This is a genomic window from uncultured Thiodictyon sp. (genome assembly GCF_903828115.1).
In the GTDB taxonomy this organism is placed as follows: domain Bacteria; phylum Pseudomonadota; class Gammaproteobacteria; order Chromatiales; family Chromatiaceae; genus Thiodictyon.
This window is the reverse complement of the sequence record NZ_CAIKKU010000692.1, coordinates 23,559-43,100: the sequence shown is the minus strand read 5'-3', so window position 1 is coordinate 43,100 and position 19,542 is coordinate 23,559. Positions and strand designations below refer to the sequence as shown.

At 66.2% G+C, this 19,542-nt stretch carries 13 protein-coding genes and 1 pseudogene; 9 read left to right on the top strand and 5 right to left on the bottom strand.

Annotation, left to right across the window (positions count from 1 at the left end; all coding sequences use genetic code 11):
• The coding region (locus tag QZY48_RS26230; RefSeq protein ID WP_295436477.1) for a hypothetical protein at window positions 1-196 on the top strand (196 nt) is incomplete at its 5' end.
• On the opposite strand, the gene QZY48_RS26225 is transcribed toward QZY48_RS26230, so the two are convergent.
• Both QZY48_RS26225 and QZY48_RS26220 read right to left on the bottom strand, forming a co-directional pair.
• The gene (locus QZY48_RS26225; RefSeq protein ID WP_295436475.1) at window positions 145-2,640 is read right to left on the bottom strand and encodes an FtsX-like permease family protein; all 2,496 of its coding nucleotides are present in this window, start codon (window positions 2,638-2,640) and stop codon (window positions 145-147) included. The genes QZY48_RS26230 and QZY48_RS26225 overlap by 52 nt on opposite strands.
• Before the next feature lie 211 nt (window positions 2,641-2,851).
• Complete coding sequence (locus tag QZY48_RS26220) at window positions 2,852-3,541, bottom strand: ABC transporter ATP-binding protein (protein ID WP_295436474.1); 690 nt, start codon at window positions 3,539-3,541, stop codon at window positions 2,852-2,854.
• Between QZY48_RS26220 and QZY48_RS26215 the strand changes: the two genes are divergently transcribed.
• From QZY48_RS26215 to QZY48_RS26180, 8 genes are all read left to right on the top strand, one after another.
• The gene (locus tag QZY48_RS26215) at window positions 3,540-4,187 is read left to right on the top strand and encodes an arylesterase (protein ID WP_295436473.1); all 648 of its coding nucleotides are present in this window, start codon (window positions 3,540-3,542) and stop codon (window positions 4,185-4,187) included. The two genes, QZY48_RS26220 and QZY48_RS26215, sit on opposite strands and share 2 nt — an antisense overlap.
• A 114-nt stretch (window positions 4,188-4,301) precedes the next feature.
• Window positions 4,302-5,429 (top strand): FAD-dependent oxidoreductase, encoded by a 1,128-nt coding sequence (locus tag QZY48_RS26210; protein WP_295436472.1) that lies wholly within the window; start codon window positions 4,302-4,304, stop codon window positions 5,427-5,429.
• Window positions 5,430-5,633: 204 nt separating this feature from the next.
• Window positions 5,634-5,927: a hypothetical protein gene (locus tag QZY48_RS26205; RefSeq protein ID WP_295436471.1), complete on the top strand. Its 294-nt coding sequence runs from the start codon at window positions 5,634-5,636 to the stop codon at window positions 5,925-5,927.
• Window positions 5,928-6,097: 170 nt separating this feature from the next.
• Entirely contained in the window at window positions 6,098-7,606 is a 1,509-nt protein-coding gene (locus QZY48_RS26200) for an AAA family ATPase (RefSeq protein WP_295436470.1), read from the top strand.
• A gap of 108 nt (window positions 7,607-7,714) precedes the next feature.
• On the top strand, window positions 7,715-8,197 hold the full coding sequence (locus QZY48_RS26195) for a Crp/Fnr family transcriptional regulator (RefSeq protein WP_295436469.1): 483 nt from the start codon (window positions 7,715-7,717) through the stop codon (window positions 8,195-8,197).
• A 113-nt stretch (window positions 8,198-8,310) separates the two neighbouring features.
• On the top strand, window positions 8,311-8,742 hold the full coding sequence (locus tag QZY48_RS26190; RefSeq protein ID WP_295436468.1) for an SAM-dependent methyltransferase: 432 nt from the start codon (window positions 8,311-8,313) through the stop codon (window positions 8,740-8,742).
• Entirely contained in the window at window positions 8,739-10,049 is a 1,311-nt protein-coding gene (locus QZY48_RS26185) for an ArsA-related P-loop ATPase (protein WP_295436467.1), read from the top strand. Before QZY48_RS26190 ends, QZY48_RS26185 begins: the two co-directional genes overlap by 4 nt.
• The gene (locus tag QZY48_RS26180) at window positions 10,027-11,475 is read left to right on the top strand and encodes a hypothetical protein (RefSeq protein WP_295436466.1); all 1,449 of its coding nucleotides are present in this window, start codon (window positions 10,027-10,029) and stop codon (window positions 11,473-11,475) included. Before QZY48_RS26185 ends, QZY48_RS26180 begins: the two co-directional genes overlap by 23 nt.
• Window positions 11,476-11,529: 54 nt before the next feature.
• Here the strand turns inward: QZY48_RS26180 and QZY48_RS26175 are convergent.
• The 3 genes and pseudogenes from QZY48_RS26175 to QZY48_RS26165 all read right to left on the bottom strand — a co-directional run.
• Window positions 11,530-11,924, bottom strand: a pseudogene (locus QZY48_RS26175) (KH domain-containing protein); the annotation flags it as partial.
• A gap of 71 nt (window positions 11,925-11,995) precedes the next feature.
• The gene (locus QZY48_RS26170) at window positions 11,996-12,655 is read right to left on the bottom strand and encodes a PEP-CTERM sorting domain-containing protein (protein ID WP_295436465.1); all 660 of its coding nucleotides are present in this window, start codon (window positions 12,653-12,655) and stop codon (window positions 11,996-11,998) included.
• 106 nt (window positions 12,656-12,761) lie between these two features.
• Window positions 12,762-19,484, bottom strand: coding sequence for an RHS repeat-associated core domain-containing protein (locus QZY48_RS26165; RefSeq protein ID WP_295436464.1), 6,723 nt, complete (start codon window positions 19,482-19,484; stop codon window positions 12,762-12,764).
• Window positions 19,485-19,542 lie beyond the last annotated feature (58 nt).

Below are 19,542 nucleotides of genomic sequence, written 5' to 3'. Positions count from 1 at the left end.
TCGTAATCGTGGTCGGATTGTTCGATTACGACAACGACAACGACAACGACAACGACGACAACGACAACGACAACGACAACGTACCCGGGATCTCGGTCACCACATCAGTTCTGATCGCACCCGCCCCGTTGCGATGCGCGTGCCTTACCCCGCCCGCCGCAAGGTCTGCAACGGCGGCCGGATCAGCAGCGGGTAGGTGGCCAGGGTCCCGGCCAGGCCGATCAGCAGGCCCGAGCCCAGGACGCCGGTGACCCAGAGCAGCGGGTTGAAGCTGAATTGGAGCCCAAACAGCCGCTCGGCGATGAGCCAGCCGGTCAGTTCCGCGAAGATGGAGGCGAGCAGGCCCGCCAGCAGGCCGGTGGCGGTGAACTCGACCGCCAGGCTGCCGAGCAGGGCCCGGCGGCCGGCGCCCAGGGTGCGCAGGATGCCGTGCTCGGTGCGCCGCTCCGCCAGGCTCGCCTGGATGCCGGCGAACATCACCAGCAGCCCGGCGGCCAGGGTGAAGAGGAAGACATATTCCACCGCCAACACCCCCCGGTCCACCACCGCCCGCACCTGTTTGAGCAGGGCATCGACATCGAGCAGGGTGACGCTGGGGAAGTGCTGCACCAGTTCGGGGATCATCGACTCACCCGCCCGCGGCAGGTGGAAGCTCGTGATGTAGGTGGCCGACTCGGTGCCCAGGAGGCCGGGCGGGGAGACGACGAAGAAATTCACGTTGAAGCTGTCCCAGCGGACCTCGCGCAGGCTGGTCACCGGGGCCGTCACCTCGTGACCGGAGACGAAGAAGGTCAGGCGGTCGCCCAGTTTGATGCCCAGGGTCTCGGCTAGGCCCTGTTCCACCGAGAACTGCGGGGCGGCGGCGGGCGTGCCCCACCACTGCCCGGCGCTGATGCGGTTGTCGGCCTGGGGCCGGTCGGCGAAGCTCAGGTTGAACTCCCGGGCGGCCAGACTCTCGGCGCGGGGGTTCTCGTAATCGGACGGGTTGACCTGGTGCTCGCCGATGCGGATCAGGCGCCCGCGGATCATCGGGAAGATCTCGGCCTGGGCGATCCCGTGACCGTGCAGGAAGGCGCGCAGGGGCTCCACCTCCTGGGGTTGGATATTGATCAGGAAGTGGTTGGGGGCGCCCGCGGGCAGCCCCTCGCGCCAGGTCTTGAGCAGATCCACCCGCACCACGGCGAGCAGCAGCAGGGCGAGGATGCCGAGCCCGAAGCCGGCGATCTGCAGCACGGCAAAGGTGGGCCGCCGGGTCAGGGCCGCGAGCCCCAGCCGCCAGACCCCGCGGGCGCGCCCGGCGAGGCCCCCCGCGAGGCGCACCAGCCCCAGCACCGCCAGGACCAGGGTTACCAGGGCCAGGGCCACCCCGCCCAGGAGCTTCCAGGCCAGGTCCGGGTCACCCGCCTGCCACAGGATCAGCAGGGCCAGTGCCAGCAGTGCCCCCAGCGCGGCGAGCGCGGTCGAGGCGCGCGGCGTCCCCAGGTCACGGCGCAGCGCCCGCAGCGGCGACACCCGCGTCAGTTGCAGCAGCGGCGGGACCGCGAACCCCAGCAGCGCAATCAGGCCGGTCGCGACCCCGACCGCCACCGGCCGCAGCGACGCGGCGGGCAGGTCCGCGCCGAACCAGTCCGCCAGGGCCGCCACCAGGCCGAGCTGACCGAGCCAACCGGCCAGACAGCCGACCAGGCTCGCCCCCAGCCCGAACAGGGTGAGGCGCAGCAGGAAGACCCGCATCAGCAGGTGCCGCGGGGCGCCGAGACAGCGCATGATCGCCACCGCGTCGATCTGGCGCTCCACCAGGCGGCGGCTGGCGAGCGCGATGGCGCTGCCGGCGACCAGCAGGGTCACCAGGGTCGCCAAATGCAGGAAGCGGGAGGCGCGGTCCAGCGCCGACTCAAACTCGGGGCGGGCGGTGCGCCCGTCCACCAGGTTGAAGTTGACCGGCAACCGCGGCTTGAGCCAACTGGTATAGGTGTCCACCGCGGCGGGCTCACCGGCGAGCAGCAGGCGGTGCTTGACGCGGCTCGCCGGGCTGACCAGGCCGGTGGCCGGCAGGTCCGCGGCGTTCATCAGCAGCCGGGGGGCGAGTTGGAAGAGGCCCCCGCCGCGGTCGGGTTCATAGCTCAGGATGGCGCCGATGCGCAGTCGCGTCTCTCCCAGGCCGACCTCGCTTTCGAGCGGCGCCTCCAGGAGTCGCAGCAGGCGCGCCTCCACCCAGACCTCGCCGGGCGGCGGCCCCTGTTCGACGATGCGCTCCGGGTTGGTGAAGCCGTCCTGCACCCGCAAGCGGCCGCGCAGGGGGTAGGGCGCGTCCACCGCCTTGACCTGCACCAGTTGGGGCCCCTGCGCGCCCATGACCACACTAGGGAACTCGAGCGTGCGGGCGCTGACCAATCCCAGCCGGGTTGCCTGTCCCAGGTAGTCGGCCGGCGGGGCCGCGGAACCGTCGATGGCCAGGTCCGCGGCGATCAGCTCCCCGCCCTGGCGGGTCATGGACGACTCGATGCGCTCGGTGAAGAAGCCGACCGCGGTGATGGCCGCCACCGTCAGGACCAGGGCGGCGCCGAGCATATAGAGCTCGCCGCTGCGCCAATCCTGGCGCAGGAAGCGCCGGGTGATTCGCCAGGTCGATGGGGTCATAACGAATACCTGATGCGGAGTCGGTTGCGGACAATGAGGAACGGTTCGCTGATAAGCCATTAGGCAGCGTCGTTGTCGTTGTCGTAATCGAGGTTATCGTCGCGCCCTGGATTTTCTCGCACCCAAATTTGCATCGTTGCTCCGATTCCGATTACGACACCGACAACGACAACGACAACGATTGTGTTTGTGTTTAATAGTCTCCCCGGATTCACTCCATCGCCGACAAGGCCCCGTCGTGCATCCGCAGCCGCCGGTCGCAGCGCTCGGCCAGGCGCGGGTCATGGGTCACCAGCACCAGGGCGGCGCCGGATTCGCGCCGCAGGTCGAGCAGCAGGTCGATGATGTGCTCGCCGGTCGCCTCGTCCAGGTTGCCGGTGGGTTCGTCCGCGAACAGGACCCGCGGGCGCGGGGCATAGGCGCGGGCGATGGCGACCCGCTGCTGTTCCCCGCCGGAGAGTTGGCGCGGATAGTGACCGGCGCGCGGGGTCAGACCCACCCGCTCCAGGGCCTCGTCGGCGCGCACCTCGGCGTCGCTATTGCCGGTGAGCTCCAGCGGGAGCAGGACATTCTCGCGGGCGGTGAGGGTGGGCAGGAGTTGGAAACTCTGGAACACGAAGCCGACGCGCCCGGCGCGCAGCGCCGCCCGCCCGTCCTCGTCCAGCCCCGCCAGGTCCCGGCCGCAGAGCCAGACCGCGCCGCGGCTCGCGCTGTCGAGCCCGGCCAGGAGCCCGAGCAGGGTCGACTTGCCGGAGCCGGAGGCGCCCAGGATGGCCACCGCCTCACCGGCCTGGATCTGGAGGTCGAGCCCGTCCAAAATGGTCAACTCGCCGCTCGGAGCGCTGATATGCTTGCCGAGCCCCTGGGCCCTGGCTACGACTTCGACCGGATTGACTGTCATGATGCGCCTGCTGTGGATTGCCTTTCTCAGTGTGTCCGTGCTCGGACTGCCGCCCGCGGCGCGCGCCGACGCCGCGCCGCCCGTGATCCTGGTCCTGGGGGATAGCCTGAGCGCCGCCTATGGGATTGCGCTTGCGGACGGTTGGGTCGCCCTGCTCCAGGGCCGCCTGCGCGAGCGCGGCCTGGACTGGCGGGTGGTCAATGCCGGCCTCTCCGGCGACACCACGGCCGGGGGCCTGACGCGCCTGCCGGAACTTCTCAAGCGCCACCGCCCGGCGATCCTGATCGTCGAGCTTGGCGCGAATGACGGCCTGCGCGGTCTGAAGCCGACGGTGGTCCGGGACAATCTGGCCCGGATCATCCAGGCGGGGCGGGCGGCCGGCAGCCGGGTCCTGCTCACCGGTATCCAATTGCCCCCCAACTACGGTGCGGCTTACAACCAGGCCTTTCAAGCCGTGTTCCAGGACCTGGCGGCGGCCCAGGGGGTGCCGCTGGTGCCCGGGCTCCTCGCCGGGGTGGCCGAGGACCGCGTCCTGATGCAGGCCGACGGGGTCCATCCGGGCGCGGCGGCCCAACCGCGCATCCTTGATAACGTCTGGCCGGTGCTGGAGCCGCTGCTGGTGACGGACCCATCGGCGGGCAACTGATCGGCCGTTCCAGTCACCGCGTCGTCCGCCACGCATTCAGTGGCCGGGAAGGCGTTACAATCCGGGGACCCGACCGGTGCACCGGTCGGGTCCCATCCGCCCACGGAGTCGCTTATGCATCGCATCACCATCGTCGGCGCGGGTTTCGGTGCCTTGAACGCCGTCACCAGGCTGCGCGAGTCGGGCCTGAGTGCGGACCTGACACTGGTCAGCCGCCGGCCCGAGTTCGTCTATTATCCCGGCCTGATCTGGGTCCCGAGCGGGCTGCGCACGGGCGATGACCTGCGCATCAATTTGAGGCAGTTTTTCAAGCGGATGGGGGTCACTCACGTCGCGGCCGAGGCGACCGGGCTCACCAACGGCGGCCGGACCCTGGAGACCAGCGCCCGGCCGCTCGACAACGACGGGCTGATCATCGCCAGCGGCGGGCGCTTCATCAAGAAGCTTCCCGGGATCGAGCACGCCATCACCCCCTGCGAGGGCATCGCCGCGGCACAGGCCATCCGCGACCGGGTGCGGGCCATGGATGGGGGCACCATCGCCATGGGCTTCGCCGGCAACCCCAATGAACCCAGTTCCATGCGGGGCGGGCCCGTCTTCGAGTTTCTGTTCGGGATGGACACCCAGTTGCGCCGCGAGGGGCGGCGCGAGCGCTTCAAGCTGGTGTTCTTCACCCCGGCCGACAAGCCCGGCAACCGCCTGGGCCCCAAGGCCGTCGGCAGCCTGTTGCGGGAGATGGCCCGACTCGACATCGAGACCCACTTGGGCTCCAAGCTCAAGGGCTTCAGCGAGCGCCAGGTCACGACCGAGGCCGGCAGCTTCGACGCGGACCTGATCATCTTCATGCCTGGCATGACCGGCGACACCTGGTTCGACAACACCCAACTGCCGCGCTCCCCGGGCGGGCTGCTCCAGGGCGATGCCCAGTGTCGGGTACCGGGCTTCCCGCGAGTCTATGTGGCCGGCGACGCGGGCAGTTTTCCGGGGCCGGATTGGATGCCCAAGCAGGCGCACATGGCGGACCTGCAGGCGCGCGCCGCCGTCCACAACCTGGTCGCCGAGTTGCAGGGACGCGAACCCACCGAGACCTTTCGGGTGGAACTGCTCTGTATCGTGGACGCCAACGACCGGGGCATGTTGGTCGCGCGCAACGAGAAGCACAATATCGTCCTGCCCGCCCTGCGCATTTTCCACTGGATGAAGCGCGCCTTCGAGTGGTGGTATCTGCGGCAGTATCGGTAAGCGGTGCCGCCAAGATGCCGTCGTTGTCGTTGTCGTTGTCGTTGTCGTAATCGTAATCGGAGAATCGCTGCAACTCGGCGTGCGAGGGAACCCGGGGTGATACGATAAGCTCGATTACGACAACGACAACGACGCGAAAGGCATTTCCCATATGAACTTATTTGACTTATTGGTGAACCATTCCAAAGGCTGGATTCCAACACCATGACCACCGACCTCACCATCGAAATCCTGCGGGAGATCCGCGACAGCATCCGGGAGATGCGTCAGGACTTCAACGAGCGGCTGGACCAGACCAACGCGCGGCTGGATCAAAGCAAGGCCCGGCTGGAGCGCGTGGAGATCGGGCTGCAGGACCTGGGTACCTTCATGCGCCGCATTGCCTTGGATCAGGCCAAGCATGAGCGCTTCCACTCACACCATGTGGAGCGACTGGAGGAGGATGTCTCGGACCTGAAGGTCCGGGTCCAGCGGCTCGAGGAAGGGGCCGGCGCCTGAGCCGCGTCGGCCCATGCTTCCGGCCAGCCGCGGCACTGGCCGGCTGGAGTCCAAGGCTTCAGCCTTGGATCGGCAGGCCAAGGCTGAAGCCTTGGACGCCAACTGCGCAGCGCCGGCCGCAACGATGATCCAGGCCGCCGCATCCGCCAACCGCTCGACAGGAGGATGACGTGTCTGTAGACCCGCTGCGCGCCGCCATCGAGGGCCGACACCCGCTGATCTACATCCACTGCGCCGAGGAGGTGCGGGTCGCGCAGCGGTTGTGGCGCCTGGCCGCCGAGGTCGCCCCGGGGAGCGCGCGCTGGACATGGACCTGCACCCGGGGACTGCAGCCCGCGGCCGGCGGGTCCGCCGCCCCCGCCGCCCCGTCGGCGGCGAGCGACACCCGCGACCCGGTCGCCGCCATCCAGGCGGTCGCCGCGGCGCCGGGGCCCGGCTTCTATCTCTTTCATGACCTGACCCCCTTCCTTGCGCGGCCCGAGGTGGCACGGGCGCTGCGCGACGCCCATGCGGCCCTGATGGGGCGGCCGGGCGGGGCACTCCTGATGGTCTTTCCGGAGGTACTGATCCCGCCCGCGCTGCGCGCCAGTGTGCTGTTGCTGGAGATGCCCCTGCCCGATGTCGATGAGATCGGGGAGCGGGTGCGCTCGGTGTGGGTCGGCTATACGGCTAAGCCCCTGCCGGACGATGCCTTGGGCGAACTGACCCTGGCCCTGAAGGGGCTCACACTCGATGAGGTGAGCCATGTCATGCACCGCGTCCTGGCGACCGGGCGCCTGACCCGCGACGCGATGCTGACCGCGGTCGGCGCGGCCAAGAAGGCGGCGGTGAGCGGTGCCGCCTTCCTCGACTATGTGCCGGACCTGGTGGACCCGGAGCGTATCGGCGGCCTCACCGTCCTCAAGGACTGGATCGTCCGCCGCGCCCCGCTGTTTAATCAGCGCACCGTGGACGCGGGTCTGCCGGTGCCCAAGGGGCTGCTGCTGATGGGCATCAGCGGGTGCGGCAAGAGCCTGTGCGCCAAGCTGATCGCCCACGCCTGGCGCGTGCCGCTGTTCCGGCTGGACATGAACCTGATCTATGCCGACCTCTACGGCAACCCCCAGGCGACCTTCCACAAGGCCCTGCGCACCATCGAATCGGTCGCCCCCGCGGTGCTGTGGATCGACGAGATCGAGAACGGCCTGGGCGGGGGCGAGGGCCGCGCCGACGCCGCCTCCCACATCCTCTCGGCCTTCCTGACCTGGATGCAGGAGAAGCCGCCGCTGGTCTTCGTCGCCGCCACCGCCAACCGCATCGAGGCCCTGCCGGCGGAGATGATCCGCAAGGGCCGCTTCGACGAGGTCTTCTTCTTCGATCTGCCCAACGACGAGGAGCGCGCCGCGATCTTCGCCGTTCACATCCGCCACAATCGCGGCGACCCGGCTGCCTTTGACCTGGAGCGCCTGGTGCGCGACAGCCGCGACTGGACCGCTGCCGAGATCGAACAGATCGTGATCGCCGCGCGTATCGACGCCGAGCGCGACGGCGGCCCCTTCGGCACCGAGCACATCGCCGTCCAGGCGCGCCGCCTGGTGCCCCTGTCCAAGTCCATGAACGAACAGATCCGCTTCATCCGCGACTGGGCCTGGGACCGCGCCACCCCGGCCTCCGCCAACCCGAAGGTGCGTTTCGACTGAGCGTGGCGCTACACTGAGGGCGCCCGCGGCCGCGGTCGCGGACCCCGGTCCGGGCGGACGACAAGCGTCCGTCCTATTCTTGACGCAGCAGACAGGGGTGATCGATCGATGAATCAGGCAGACAAGTCGGAAACGCTCAAGGTCTCACTGCTCGGGGCTGAACTCGGCGCGGACGAGATCCAAGTGCTCGCGGACCAGATGGGGGTCATGACGCTGCACGATGGTGAGACGCTGCTCGTCGAGGGCGATGAGCACCGTACCCTGTTACTGCTCGCCGCGGGCGCCATCCAGGTCGTCAAGGTCGTCGGCGACACCGAGGAGACCATCTACCAGTTGCGCGTCGGCGAATGCGCCGGCACGCGCGCCTTCGTCGATGGGTCGCCGCGCAAGGCCGGGCTGCGCTCAGTCGGCGACAGCCAGGTGCTGACCTTGGAACCCGACGCCTTCGAGTCCCTGGTCGAGACCCATCCATGGCTCGTCTACAAGGTCATGCGCGCCCTGTTCCGCATCACCCACGCCAACCTCGTGCGCGTTAACTCAGAGACCAGCGAGCTTCGCAATTACCTGTTGAAGACCGGCGGACGCTATTGACCGCCGGGGACCGTTGGTCCGGGAACCCCCGGCATCCGGCTCCCAGGCTCCAGCGCTTGCCAAGGCTTCAGCCTTGGACGATAAACGGCCACGCCGAACAATCAGGTAATCCGATGAACGCTGACTATCTCGACGCACACCACCGCCACTGGGAGGACGCCGAACAGCTTTTCAGCGCCGGGCGCCTCGCCAATGCCGACCACCTTTACGGGATCGCTGCCGAATGTGGCTTGAAGCGATTGATGCATGCCTTCGGCATGGACTTCGCTCCAGGCGGCACCCCCCAGGACGGGAAGAATTGGGTCCATGTGATGGAGACCAAAAAGAAGACCAATGCATGGGACCGCTACGAATCCTATCGCTCAAAGCATCACCAAGGCGCGAGTTATGGCTTGCCGGCGACAAACCCTTTTCTTGATTGGGACGTTGCCCAGCGCTACGCACACCAAAGGGATTTCAACGAAACGGGCGTGAAGCCGCATCGTGATGGCGCAAGCATGGTAAGCGCATTGATAAAGAAAGCCACGGTGGAGGGTTTGCTATGAGCACCTTCGACCGTGTCCTTCCGGAAATCAGCATCATCTTTCGCAAACACGCGGAAAATGTGAAACGGATGGCACCGATGATCGTCAATCGCGACCTGAATGGTCGAGTGCGGCTCATCGTTGCGGAAACATGGCAGGAAGACGCAGCAGCGCTGACGGCGCTCGACGCGATCACGCGTGAGATGCACGACAGACTCGACCCGCATGCCTTCGCGCCGGACCGAGCCGTGCTGTTCGAGGAAAAAATCGACGCGATGATAGCGGGGGCTCCGCATTTTCCGCTCGATGGCGTCAAGGATGTGTCGGTGATCGATCGCCTTGCCACCGAAGGGAACTGGTCGTCGATCGTTCCTGAAACGAAAGGAATTCCGCGAACCGTATTCTTCTCGATCAAGGGCGGCGTTGGTCGATCGACGGCCTTGGCCGCATCGGCCTGGGCCCTGGCCGAGCGGGGCAAGCGGGTCTTGGTGCTCGACCTGGATTTAGAGTCGCCTGGACTGTCGTCCTCCTTGCTGCCGGATGAGCGCCGGCCTACCTTCGGTATCGTCGACTGGCTGGTGGAAGACTTGGTGGAGAACGGGGATGCCGTGTTTGATGAAATGGCTGCCACCAGTACCCTGTCTCACGATGGCGAGATCTATGTGGTGCCGGCACATGGTGCAGACCCCGGCGAGTATGTGGCGAAACTCGGTCGTGCCTGGATGCCGAAGGTCGCGAACGATGGTCGGCGTGAGTCCTGGTCGCAACGACTGCAACGTCTGCTCGATGCACTGCAAGCACGCTGGACGCCTGACGTGGTCCTGATCGATTCCCGCGCCGGAATCGACGAGGTGGCGTCGGCCTGCGTAACCGATCTCGGCGCGAACCTGATCTTGCTCTGCGCCATTGACGGCGATCAGACTTGGTCAGGTTATCGAATCCTATTCCGGCATTGGCGTACCACCGGTGTAGTACGTGACATTCGCGAACGCCTGCAGTTGGTTGGCGCAATGATCCCCGATGTGGACGGGGCCGCCTATTTCGATGGCTTGCGTGAACGTTCCTGGAACGTCTTTGCCGAGGAGCTTTACGACGAGGTCGCTGCCGGTGAGTTGGCCGTCGGCACTACTTGGAGCTTCGACGAGTCCGACGAGGGTGCACCCCATTACCCCTGGCCAATCCGCTGGCATCGCGGTTTCGCGGCCTTGCGCTCGTTGCATGACCGCATCGAAAGCGTCGATGCGAGAGAAGTGGAAGCGATTTTCGGTCCTGTCGTTGAGGGAGTGTTGGATCTCATGTGCGGTGATGGAGAAGCGAATCATGCGTGAGTTACAGGACGTCCGTCAGGCCATCATCGAGGCGCTACCGCTCACGACCTCGAACCACGGTGAAGTACCCAATCAGCGGCACATGTATGTACCGCCGGCGCATATCAAGGCGCTGCGACTGGAGTGCAACCTGGTCATTGGTGCGCGCGGGGTGGGAAAATCGTTTTGGACGGCTGCACTCGGGTCAAGCGAACTGCGTGCGTCACTCGGAACCTCGGTGCCCGAATTGGAACGGACGGATGTCCATATCGGGTTTGCCGTTACCCCGAACATCGCAGCTTTTCCCGACGGCGAGTCGCTGTCGCGACTGAGAGAGGGCGGTAGCGAGCCATACGACATCTGGCGCGCCGTCGTTGCCCGCTGGCTCATGAGCGTCATCGGGGGGGGTATTCCAAAAGACACTTGGAGCGATACAGTTTCCTGGGGCCGGGCGAATCCCGAGCGGCTCGCCGAGTTGATGGAACAGGCCAACCGCTATTTCCTGGACAAGAAGCGCTTCGGGCTGATTGTTTTTGACGCCCTCGATCGCACGAGTAGTGACTGGCGAACGATGGACAGCATCGTGCGCGACTTGCTCAGGGTTGTGCTCTGGCTCAAGTCCTACCCCTGTTTGCACGCAAAGGTATTCCTGCGCGAGGACCAATCGGCCCGCACGATCACTGATTTTCCCGATGCATCGAAGCTCCTTGCCACCAAAGCTGAACTGACTTGGGCGCCACACGATCTCCACGGCTTGATGTGGCAAATGCTCTGCAATGCACCCGGTGAACATGGCGCTCGTCTGCGCGAAGTCTACCAGGAGGTCGTGGGTTTGCCGCCGCCAGAGTATGGGGCTGTATGGCGTCTCGCGGAGGAGGTCAAGCGCGACAGCGTCACACAGCGCGGATTGTTCGAGGCGCTGTCCGGACCTTGGATGGGCCGCGACCGCCGCCGCGGGGTTCCCTATGTCTGGTCGGTGAGCCATCTGGCCGATGGGCGAGGGCGCACCTCGCCCCGTTCCTTTCTCGCTGCTATTCGCGCCGCGGCCGAGGATTCGTTCGAGAAGTATCCCGACCATTTGTATGCGCTCCACTATGAGAGCATCAAGCGGGGCGTGCAGAAGGCGTCGGAAATCCGCGTGGCGGAAATGGCCGAAGACTATCCATGGGTCACGCGGCTCATGGACCCGCTGCAGGGGTTGACCGTACCATGCAGCTTCGATGTTATTGAATCGCGTTGGGCCGACCATTTCCCGTGTGGTCTGAAATCCGCGTCAGACGAAAGACTGCCGCCGCAACATGTCGACCGCAGTTGGCCTGGGGTTCGCAACGATCTTGAACGGCTTGGTATTTTTGAGACGATGAGAGATGGCCGCGTGAATTTGCCGGACCTGTACCGGGTCGGGTTTGGGCTTGGTCGGCGTGGGGGCGTCAAGCCGCTCAAGTAAATCCCGGAACCACGCCGCGCTTGACGGATGTCTTCGTCGTCCAGTTCGGGGTACTGAGAAGATCTTGACCATGCCAGCGTCGCTGATGTCGATGGTGGCGCCGGTCTCCTCCGTGATGGCACGGATGACCGAGCCGCCCTTGCCGATCACGTCGCGGATCTTCTCCGGTCGCCTTCCTTGATCAGGCCCATGGCGACCCCGGCCACCGCGCCCTTGATCGGCACCCCGGCATCCATCAGCGACAGGCTGGTGCCGCAGACGCTCGCCATGGAGCTTGAGCCATTGGACTCGGTGATCTCGGAGACGACCCGCACCGAATAAGGGAAGGCCTCGATGCCGGGCATGACGGCCAGCACGCTGCGCTTGGCGAGCCGCCCGTAGCCGGTCTCGCGCCGCTTGGGGTTGCCGACGCGCCCGATCTCCCCGACGCAGAAGGGCGGGAACTTGTAGGGTCCGCTGTGCGGACCAGTGACCTCGCGGCTAGACCGGGTGAGGCATGAAGTACCACAAGCGCGCCGTCCTACGCGCTACGCGCGCTTTGCGCCCGGCGGCGGTTGCGGACCAGTCCGGCGCCACCGATGGCGAGCAGGGCGAGACTGCCGGGGGCGGGGACGGAGAGGCGGAAGGCCAGGTTTTCGGCGGCATCCTCCTGCCAGGTGCCGGACGCGGAATGGTAGGACACACCGCCGGCCTGCAAGCCCCCGGCAGTGGTCTCCCAGCCCCAGAGCTCGGTGCCGGCGGGATCGTTGCCGAGGCCCAGGAAATAGTCGCCGGCGGCCAGGATGATCGCCGGGAACAAGGCCGTGTAGGCGTATTCCGGCCAGAGGACGACGGTCTGGCCGGTGGCCTCGCGCTGCACATTGCCCAGGTGGACACTGGTTAGGGCAGCGCCGGGGAGGCCGCCGGCATCGGGGTAGATCGCGAGCGTGAAGTCGTCCGTGACCGCGACCGCGCCGGTGGGAAAGTAGATGCCCCACCACTCCAGGTGATTCACCGTGACCGCATCCGCCAGCGTGAACCGGGTCGCGGCGACGGCGAAGTCGTGGCTGGAATCGGCCAGGAAGGCGCTTAACTGGTCCGGCTCACCGCCGTCCACGACGAGTGCGCCGGCCTGGGCAGTCGCGGCGAGGGCGCAGGCGCTGAGCAGGGACAGGATCGCCAAATGAGACTGTGGTTTCATGGTCAGGAGGTCTTCGCTTGGGTGGCGGTTGGAAGGCTGCGCCGGGCCGTCGGCCGCCATGGACGGCTGCCGCACGGGCCCGGCACCACGGATTACGTCTGCGGACTCATTGGTAGGGCACGGGCGGCGACGCCGCCCCTGGTGCGCGTGAGGCCGCATCGTCGTTCGGGTTGGGCCCTGGTGCCGCCTGGGCGTCCCCGACGTTGGACTCCTGGATTTCTAAGGCGAAGTGACTCAGGATCTCCACCGGCTTCAGGTAATAGACGGACTTGGGGGTGCTGTCCATGGCCGAAGCGAAGTCCAATCGCCTACCTGAGCCTTGGAACTCGAACTTACTCGACAGCGGATCGCGGTACTTGGTGTTCAACAGGTCATTGAACTTGCCGCGCTCGCCCTGGGTCCATGTCTTCATGGCCCCCTGCTCTTTCTCTACCACCATTCGCAATTGGCGCAGATCGCCATACTTCATGGTATCGGGCTTGCCGGTGCCGGAACTCGCGGGGTCCGAACTCGGGGTGTCGGAGTCGAGATCCGAAAAGTCGTCGGCATCAAACAACGTGATCGAGCTATCGGACCTAACCGAAATCTGTTCGGCCTGCGCCGCGACGCGTTCCGAGCCGAGCATCGGATCCCCGGCCTGCGCGCCGTCCGCGACCACGTCGGCATCGACGCTCAGGGACTCGATCTCGACGACGGCGGCGTCGAGCGCTGCGCCCGCCCCGAGCGTGATCAAGGCGATCACGGCCATTTCGGCCGCTGAGGCGCCTTGATCGCCCAACTGATAGCCGATCTGATAGGAGTTGCCCGTGAAGGGCACATGGGCCTTGAAGGGGTCCTTGCCGGACATGAGAGCCGACCCGTTGGTGCTCACAAACTCGGAGAACACCATCGAGTAGGGTCCGAGTGCCGCCCTGACCGCCGAGTCGAAGTCCTGGCCGGCCTGCATCTTGCCGAGCCCGACCCAGTTGCCCTTGGCAAGGTCCTGCTCCATCGTCTTGCCCCAATGGTAGGGCCCCAGGTAGATCGACTCGGCCCCGGCCTTCAAGCCCGCCGCCAGACCCTGCCAGAACCCCTCGTGATGGGCATGGGGCGGCTTGGGGCCGTAGCGGCGGGTCTTGGCCTCCCGGTACTGACCGGTCGGATCATCGAAGTTGACCGGGTCATTGCCCGCGTAGGCGTAGCCGTGCAGACCGCCGCGCCCCAGCGGCGACAGCCAATCCCATTGCAGGAAACGGCCGACGGCGGGGTCGTAGGCGCGGTAGCCGCCTTTGAATTCCAGCCCGGTGCCGACGTCGATGCCGAGCGCCGTGCCCATCGCTCCCTCGGGATACCGGGTGGTGTCGGCGATCCCGGCCGGGAAACCGGCGCTGGCGGCGATGAGATTGGTGGCGATGCCCTCTGGCAGGTAACTGGTATTGGCCAGCACGCCGAAACCGGCGGGGTTGGTACCGTAGGTCAGGGTGTTGACCGGGCGCCCGAGCAGGTCCGTCACGGCCAGGGTGTTGGGCTGGGTGTTCGCGAAGAACAGTTCATCCGGAAAATAGGTGGTGCCGGCGCTCAAGCCCACCTGCCACTGGTGGTTGCTCGACCGGGCGTGGCCGTAATCGAGCACGCTGTCGGCGAGCCAGGTGGCCTGCCGCTGGATGATGTGCCCCAGCCCGTCGCGCAGCAGGACCTGCGAGCCGCCGTCGGCGCGGGTCACGCTGCCGAGCAGGCCGTGGGCGTCGTAGCTGTAGGTGCGGCCATAGGGGTCGGCGGTGACGTTGCCGGCGATGTCGTAGGTGTAGCTGCCGTTCACGAAGCCTTCCGTCGCCGTCGGGCCGCCCGCGCCGGCCGGGTCGAACCAGTTCTCCACCACGCTTGCCAGCCGGAAGGGATTGTCGGCATCGGGCGCAAGGGTGACGGAGACGCCGCCGTTGGAAAGGCCGATGAGGGCGTAGACCTTCTGCGTCAGATTGCCGTAGAGATCGTAGGTATAGGAGGCGGCGTTCACTGGCATGAGCCCCGGCCAGCGGGTGCTGGGCACCGCCGAGCCGCCGTCGTTGGCGTAGCCCACCAGCGCGCCGGTCTGCAGGTCGTAGGTGAAGTTCTCGGTCAGGCTGGTGCCGGCGAAGTCCTGGCGGGTGCTCTGGGCGATGTGGCTGGCCGCGTCGTAGGTAACGGCGAAGACCGCGGTCCCCACCGGGCCGCTGCCGCCGGTGCCGCTGTCGGTGAGATAGGCGATGCCGGCGCCGGGCGCGCAGGTGCTGGTGGCACAGACCTTGGCCGCCGCGGTCAGGGCATGGTTGCGCCCGTTGGGGTCGAGGGCCGCCGAACGGGCGCGGATGGTGGGGGTCAGGCCCCCGGTGGTGCTGGGCCTCACCTTGAGGGTCAGGCGGACCTGCTGGCCACCGCTCAGGTCCGGCAGGGTGCATGAGAGGCCGCCGCCGTCCGCGGTGCAACCCGCCGGGATGCTGGTGTAGGCCAGGCCCGCGGCGGCGGCCCCGGCGGGGACGAAGCTCAAGGTCACACCGGTGGCGGGCCGGCCGCCGAAGCGCGGGGACTTGTTCTTGACCGTGATGCTGTAGCTCAGATCCTTGTTGGTCAGTGCCTTGGTGGCGGTGGTCACGGTCAGGGCCAGATCGGCCACGGCGTCGGGCAGGTCCGGGACCGTGCCGGCCAGGTCGCTGCGGGTCACGGACTTGAGAATGGGCCGCAGGTTCTGGTCATAGCGCAGGGCCGTGGTCAGGCTCAGGTTGCCGACATTGTACGGATCACAGTTCAGCTGACTCGGCAGTTGGGCCTTGGTTTCCCCGCTGAGCAACCCCGTGACGGCATCGTAGGTACGGCTGCGCACCACGCCGTAGTAGCCGGCGTTGCCGAAGTTGCCCTCATCCGGCGGCAGGGACAGGCTGGCGAGGCGCCCAAAGCCGTCGCGGCTCAGCGCGTAATAGGACGGCGAGAGCCAGAGCTGCTCGCAATTACCCCCTTGCACGGGGGGCAGATAGGAATCCGTGAACGCAGTCAGGTCACCGTAGGCGTCGTAGTAGAGTCGGCTGCCGTTGGGCGTCCCGCTGATGTACTGCATGGTCGCCGTGACCAATGAGCCGTCGCCGGCATAGGACCGCGCATAGATGGCACCCTGGCTGTCGGCGGTCTCGGTCGGCTTGAGATGGTTGTCATAGGTGCGGTTGACCGTAATCGCGGCCCCGCCCGCGGCGGGGGTCAGCACGGTTTGGGTCGGCAGGAAGCTGCTCGGATCATAGGTGTAGGCCGCCTGATTGCCATAGGCATCGGTGGCCGTGGTCAGGAGTCCGGTGCCCGCTGCATAGGTGGCCGTGCTGGTACCGCCGTTGAGAGTATCGTCGTATTGCACGACGCGGCCCAGGCCGTCATGGATGAGGCGGCCGAGATCGGTGACCGCGTAGTTGACCGCCAATTGGGCGCTCTGCAGGCCGCTCAGCAGATTATAGGTGCGGGTTTCCTGCTGGCCCTGGGGATAGGTGATGGTCACCGCACGCTGCCCGGTATTGTAGGTCCGGGCGGTGGTGGTTTTCGAGAGCACCTGGGCGGCGTTGTTGGGGTCGGTGCCGGCGTTGAAGAAGGTGTAGAGGGTGCTGGAAACCTGCCGGTTCCACTCGTCATAGCCGTAGCTGGTGTATTCGAGCAGGTTGTCGGCATTGCCCGGTGTGATCGAATTGCCGGGGAGATTGCCGATGGCCGTGTACAACGGGTCGAGGATCGCCGGGATCCCATTGCCGCTGCTCGTCCAGAGGTTGTAGTCGTCGGTGACCATGCCCCCGCCGGCGAATAGGTTGGCCAGGTCGACGCCGGCCAGCGCCGCGGTGGCGGCACCGGCGTCGATCTGTGCCTCGGCCAAGACCAGATGGTTGAGCAGGCCGGCGTGGACGATCTTCACCGGGCCGTAGATGGTGCCGATAGTGGTCGGCGTGGCCCCGGGGGCATACTTGAAGGTCAGGGTGTTGCCATTGATGCCGTCGATGAGCTTGCCGTCGGCCAGGCCGACATCGGGCACGGTGGCGACCTGCAGCGCGGCGCCGTGGGCGTAGTAATAATCCTCCTGTTTCTGCCAGCCGTCGCCATAGCGCACTGCCGTGGCCAACCGGTCGTCGGAGCTGCTCTCGTACCGATAGCCGTCGGTCTGCACCATGGCCGAGCCGACCCGCTGCTCGAAGGTGCCGGTCTGACGCTGGCGGGCGTCGTAGGTCTTGATGGTGACGTTGCCGTAGGGGTCGGTGGTGCGCACGCTGAACAGCGTCGCCGCCGCGGCCTGGTTATCGATCGGCTGGGGTGTGAAGCTCAAGGCATCGTCGTAGGTGGTGGCGCTGGCCTGCTGGTAGGACGTGCCCGGCAAATAGGTTTGGGCGACGCTGCGGCCGTAGGCGTCGTAGGCGTGGGTGGTGGTGCGGCCGAGACCGTCCGTTTCCGCAATGGGATAGCCCATGGACGAGATCTGGGCGCCGCCGCGGTTGCGGTAGCCGCCGATGCCGCCCTGGGCCTGCCCGGTCAGGGTCGAGGTCACGGCCAGCACGCCCTGGCCCCCGGCCGCGGTGGTCATGGTTGGTGCGTATTGGGTGGTCAGTGACACCACGTCGGACACGCCGGTATTGTCCTGCTGCGTGCGCTGGGTAAGGATGCCGTTCAGCACCGGTTGGGCCGTGTTGCCGGTGACATAGCCGCCCATGGTGTCGGTGCGGTAGGTATAGGTGCTGCTCTGGTTGGCGTCGAAGTGTACCTCCGTATTGGACACCGGCAGCGTCATCTGCGTCAGCGCCCCGGGCAGGCTGCCGGCCGCCGGCGCTACGGCGATAGTCTGGAACTGCTGGGTCTGCAGGACATAGGACGCCCCGGCGAGGCCGATGCTGTGCAGCTTCGAGGTGACCGCCAGGCGTTCGTTGGGCGGGTTGGTCTGGCTGGCCGGAAGGTAGCTGTACTCGGTCAACTGCCCCAGGCGGGAGGTTTCCTGGGTGGGGTTGCCGGCGGCGTCGTAGACCCAGCTCTGGGTGGGATTGATCATGCAGCCATGGGTGTCCGTGGGATTGGAGAGCAGGCTGCCGTTGAGCGTGCAGAAGTTCATGCCGCTGGCGGTGGAGGCCGGCGAGGCGAAGGCCATCGGCAGGGCGGAATAGGTGCCCAGCGCCTGTAACTGGTCCGGGGTTTGGGCGTAACTGTAACTGGTCAGGGTGATCGGCTGGCTACTGTTCCACCCGCCGCTCGCGGTCACCGCTTCGCTTTGCGTGCGGCCATAGGCGTCGTAGACCAGGGTCTGGGTCCGGTTGCGGTCGGCATTCGGGTAGGTGGTGGTGATCGTGGTGCCATAGGTCAGGCCGGTCGGCTTGACCGTGTCCGAGGACGAACAGCCGCTGCTGTCGTGGTTCTCGTGGTAATAGAGGGCGTCCAGCCAGTGGGCGAGCCCGGACCCATAGGTCTTGTCCCCCGACTTCTGGGGAATGATGAAGTTGGACTTGCTGTCGTCGCTGAAGCCGAAGTCGTAGCTGGCCTTGCTGATCTCGGTGCCGTTATTGTCGTAGTTCTTGACGGTGTCCACCGCCACCTGGCCCAGCAGGAACTTGTTGCAGCCGGCATCGTAGACATGGGCGTTGAACTGTTGGTACGCGATGGCCGTGGTATAGCCCGTGTACTTGTTGGTAATGCTGCTGAGAACAGTCTGGTTGTTCCAGACATAAGGCACCGACTGGTTGGTGACGTAACTGTATTCCACCTGCCGGCTGTTTGACAGATTGACGATCGACTTCACGCGGAAATCGGCGCCGGTGAAATTGATCTGGTAGAGGTCTTGCAAGGTATCCGTGGCGTCGGCGACCTTCACCGTGCCGACGCTCGCGTTGTAGGCCACCTCGGCGATGGCCTTGCCGTCGGTGCCGGTGATGGACACCGTGTGACTGGTGTTGTGGCTGAAATCGTCCGTATAGGTGAAATTCAGGAAGAGCCCGGTCGGGTAGACGATGCGGGCGATACGGTAGACGAACACCTGGTCCATCTTGGGGGTGGTGGAGTTGTTGTTGGGGCTGTAGCTCGGTTTGTAGACGTTGTGGCCCTCCCAGCCGTAGAGTACCGCCGGGGCGAAATAATAGGTGGTGCCGTCCTTGTCCTGCACCAGGATGCCCTGCTGCTTGCCCGTCGCCGGATCGCCGCTCCCCAAGTCCGCGAGATTGAAGACCTGAATCGTCAGGAACGCCGTGTCCTTGCTGTACAGCGGGCGGGCGTGGCCGACGAAGGATTGGCTCCAGACATCCCAGGGTACGGGGCTGACCGTATCGGTGCTGAACCAGGCCATCGGGGTCAGGTATTGGTAAGTGGTGTCGCCCAGGTTGAGGGCGGCGGTGACATAGGGGTGCGTATCGGAATCGTTGGACCCCGCGTGGCTGCCGTAGAAATCGGAGGCGTAGGCCGTGTTGATGAACAGCACCGGCAGGTTCAGGTCCCAGACGCCGCCCGCGTCGTCGTTGTTGCCGGAATTGGGCTGGGTGGTTTCCGGCAGGGCCGTCGGCAGGTAGGCGCTGGCGCCGAAGGGGTGGGCATGGCTGTTACTGTCGGTGAAGGTGCCGACATAGGTCCCGGCGGCCCCCTGTTGATACTGCAGGGCGAGGGAAAAGGGCGTCTGGCCGTAATTCACATTGCCCTGGAAGAAGGTGTAGCCGTAGTTCAGCGCGCCCTCGCGGGGGTCCACCGAAAACTGGTCTCCGCCGATGGAGACCGTGCTGTTGGACACCGGGCCCCACCCGCTGCCGTCGGCGAGGGCGACGGGGAGCGCCATGGGTAGCGCGGGGATGATGAGAATGATGCGTCGCAGAAGGGATCTGTTCATTATCATTGACCTCTTTTATCATGACGGGGGGCATCGCCCGGGGCGTCCTTAGGAACAG

Excerpts from the sequence above, each read along its gene's own strand:
- QZY48_RS26210 (WP_295436472.1), top strand. The coding sequence starts at position 4,302 with ATGCATCGCATCACCATCGTCGGCGCGGGTTTCGGTGCCTTGAACGCC.
- QZY48_RS26190 (WP_295436468.1), top strand. The coding sequence starts at position 8,311 with ATGAACGCTGACTATCTCGACGCACACCACCGCCACTGGGAGGACGCC.
- QZY48_RS26170 (WP_295436465.1), bottom strand. The coding sequence starts at position 12,655 with ATGAAACCACAGTCTCATTTGGCGATCCTGTCCCTGCTCAGCGCCTGC.
- QZY48_RS26205 (WP_295436471.1), top strand. The coding sequence starts at position 5,634 with ATGACCACCGACCTCACCATCGAAATCCTGCGGGAGATCCGCGACAGC.
- QZY48_RS26180 (WP_295436466.1), top strand. The coding sequence starts at position 10,027 with ATGGAGAAGCGAATCATGCGTGAGTTACAGGACGTCCGTCAGGCCATC.
- QZY48_RS26225 (WP_295436475.1), bottom strand. The coding sequence starts at position 2,640 with ATGACCCCATCGACCTGGCGAATCACCCGGCGCTTCCTGCGCCAGGAT.
- QZY48_RS26165 (WP_295436464.1), bottom strand. The coding sequence starts at position 19,484 with ATGAACAGATCCCTTCTGCGACGCATCATTCTCATCATCCCCGCGCTA.
- QZY48_RS26195 (WP_295436469.1), top strand. The coding sequence starts at position 7,715 with ATGAATCAGGCAGACAAGTCGGAAACGCTCAAGGTCTCACTGCTCGGG.
- QZY48_RS26220 (WP_295436474.1), bottom strand. The coding sequence starts at position 3,541 with ATGACAGTCAATCCGGTCGAAGTCGTAGCCAGGGCCCAGGGGCTCGGC.
- QZY48_RS26215 (WP_295436473.1), top strand. The coding sequence starts at position 3,540 with ATGATGCGCCTGCTGTGGATTGCCTTTCTCAGTGTGTCCGTGCTCGGA.
- QZY48_RS26185 (WP_295436467.1), top strand. The coding sequence starts at position 8,739 with ATGAGCACCTTCGACCGTGTCCTTCCGGAAATCAGCATCATCTTTCGC.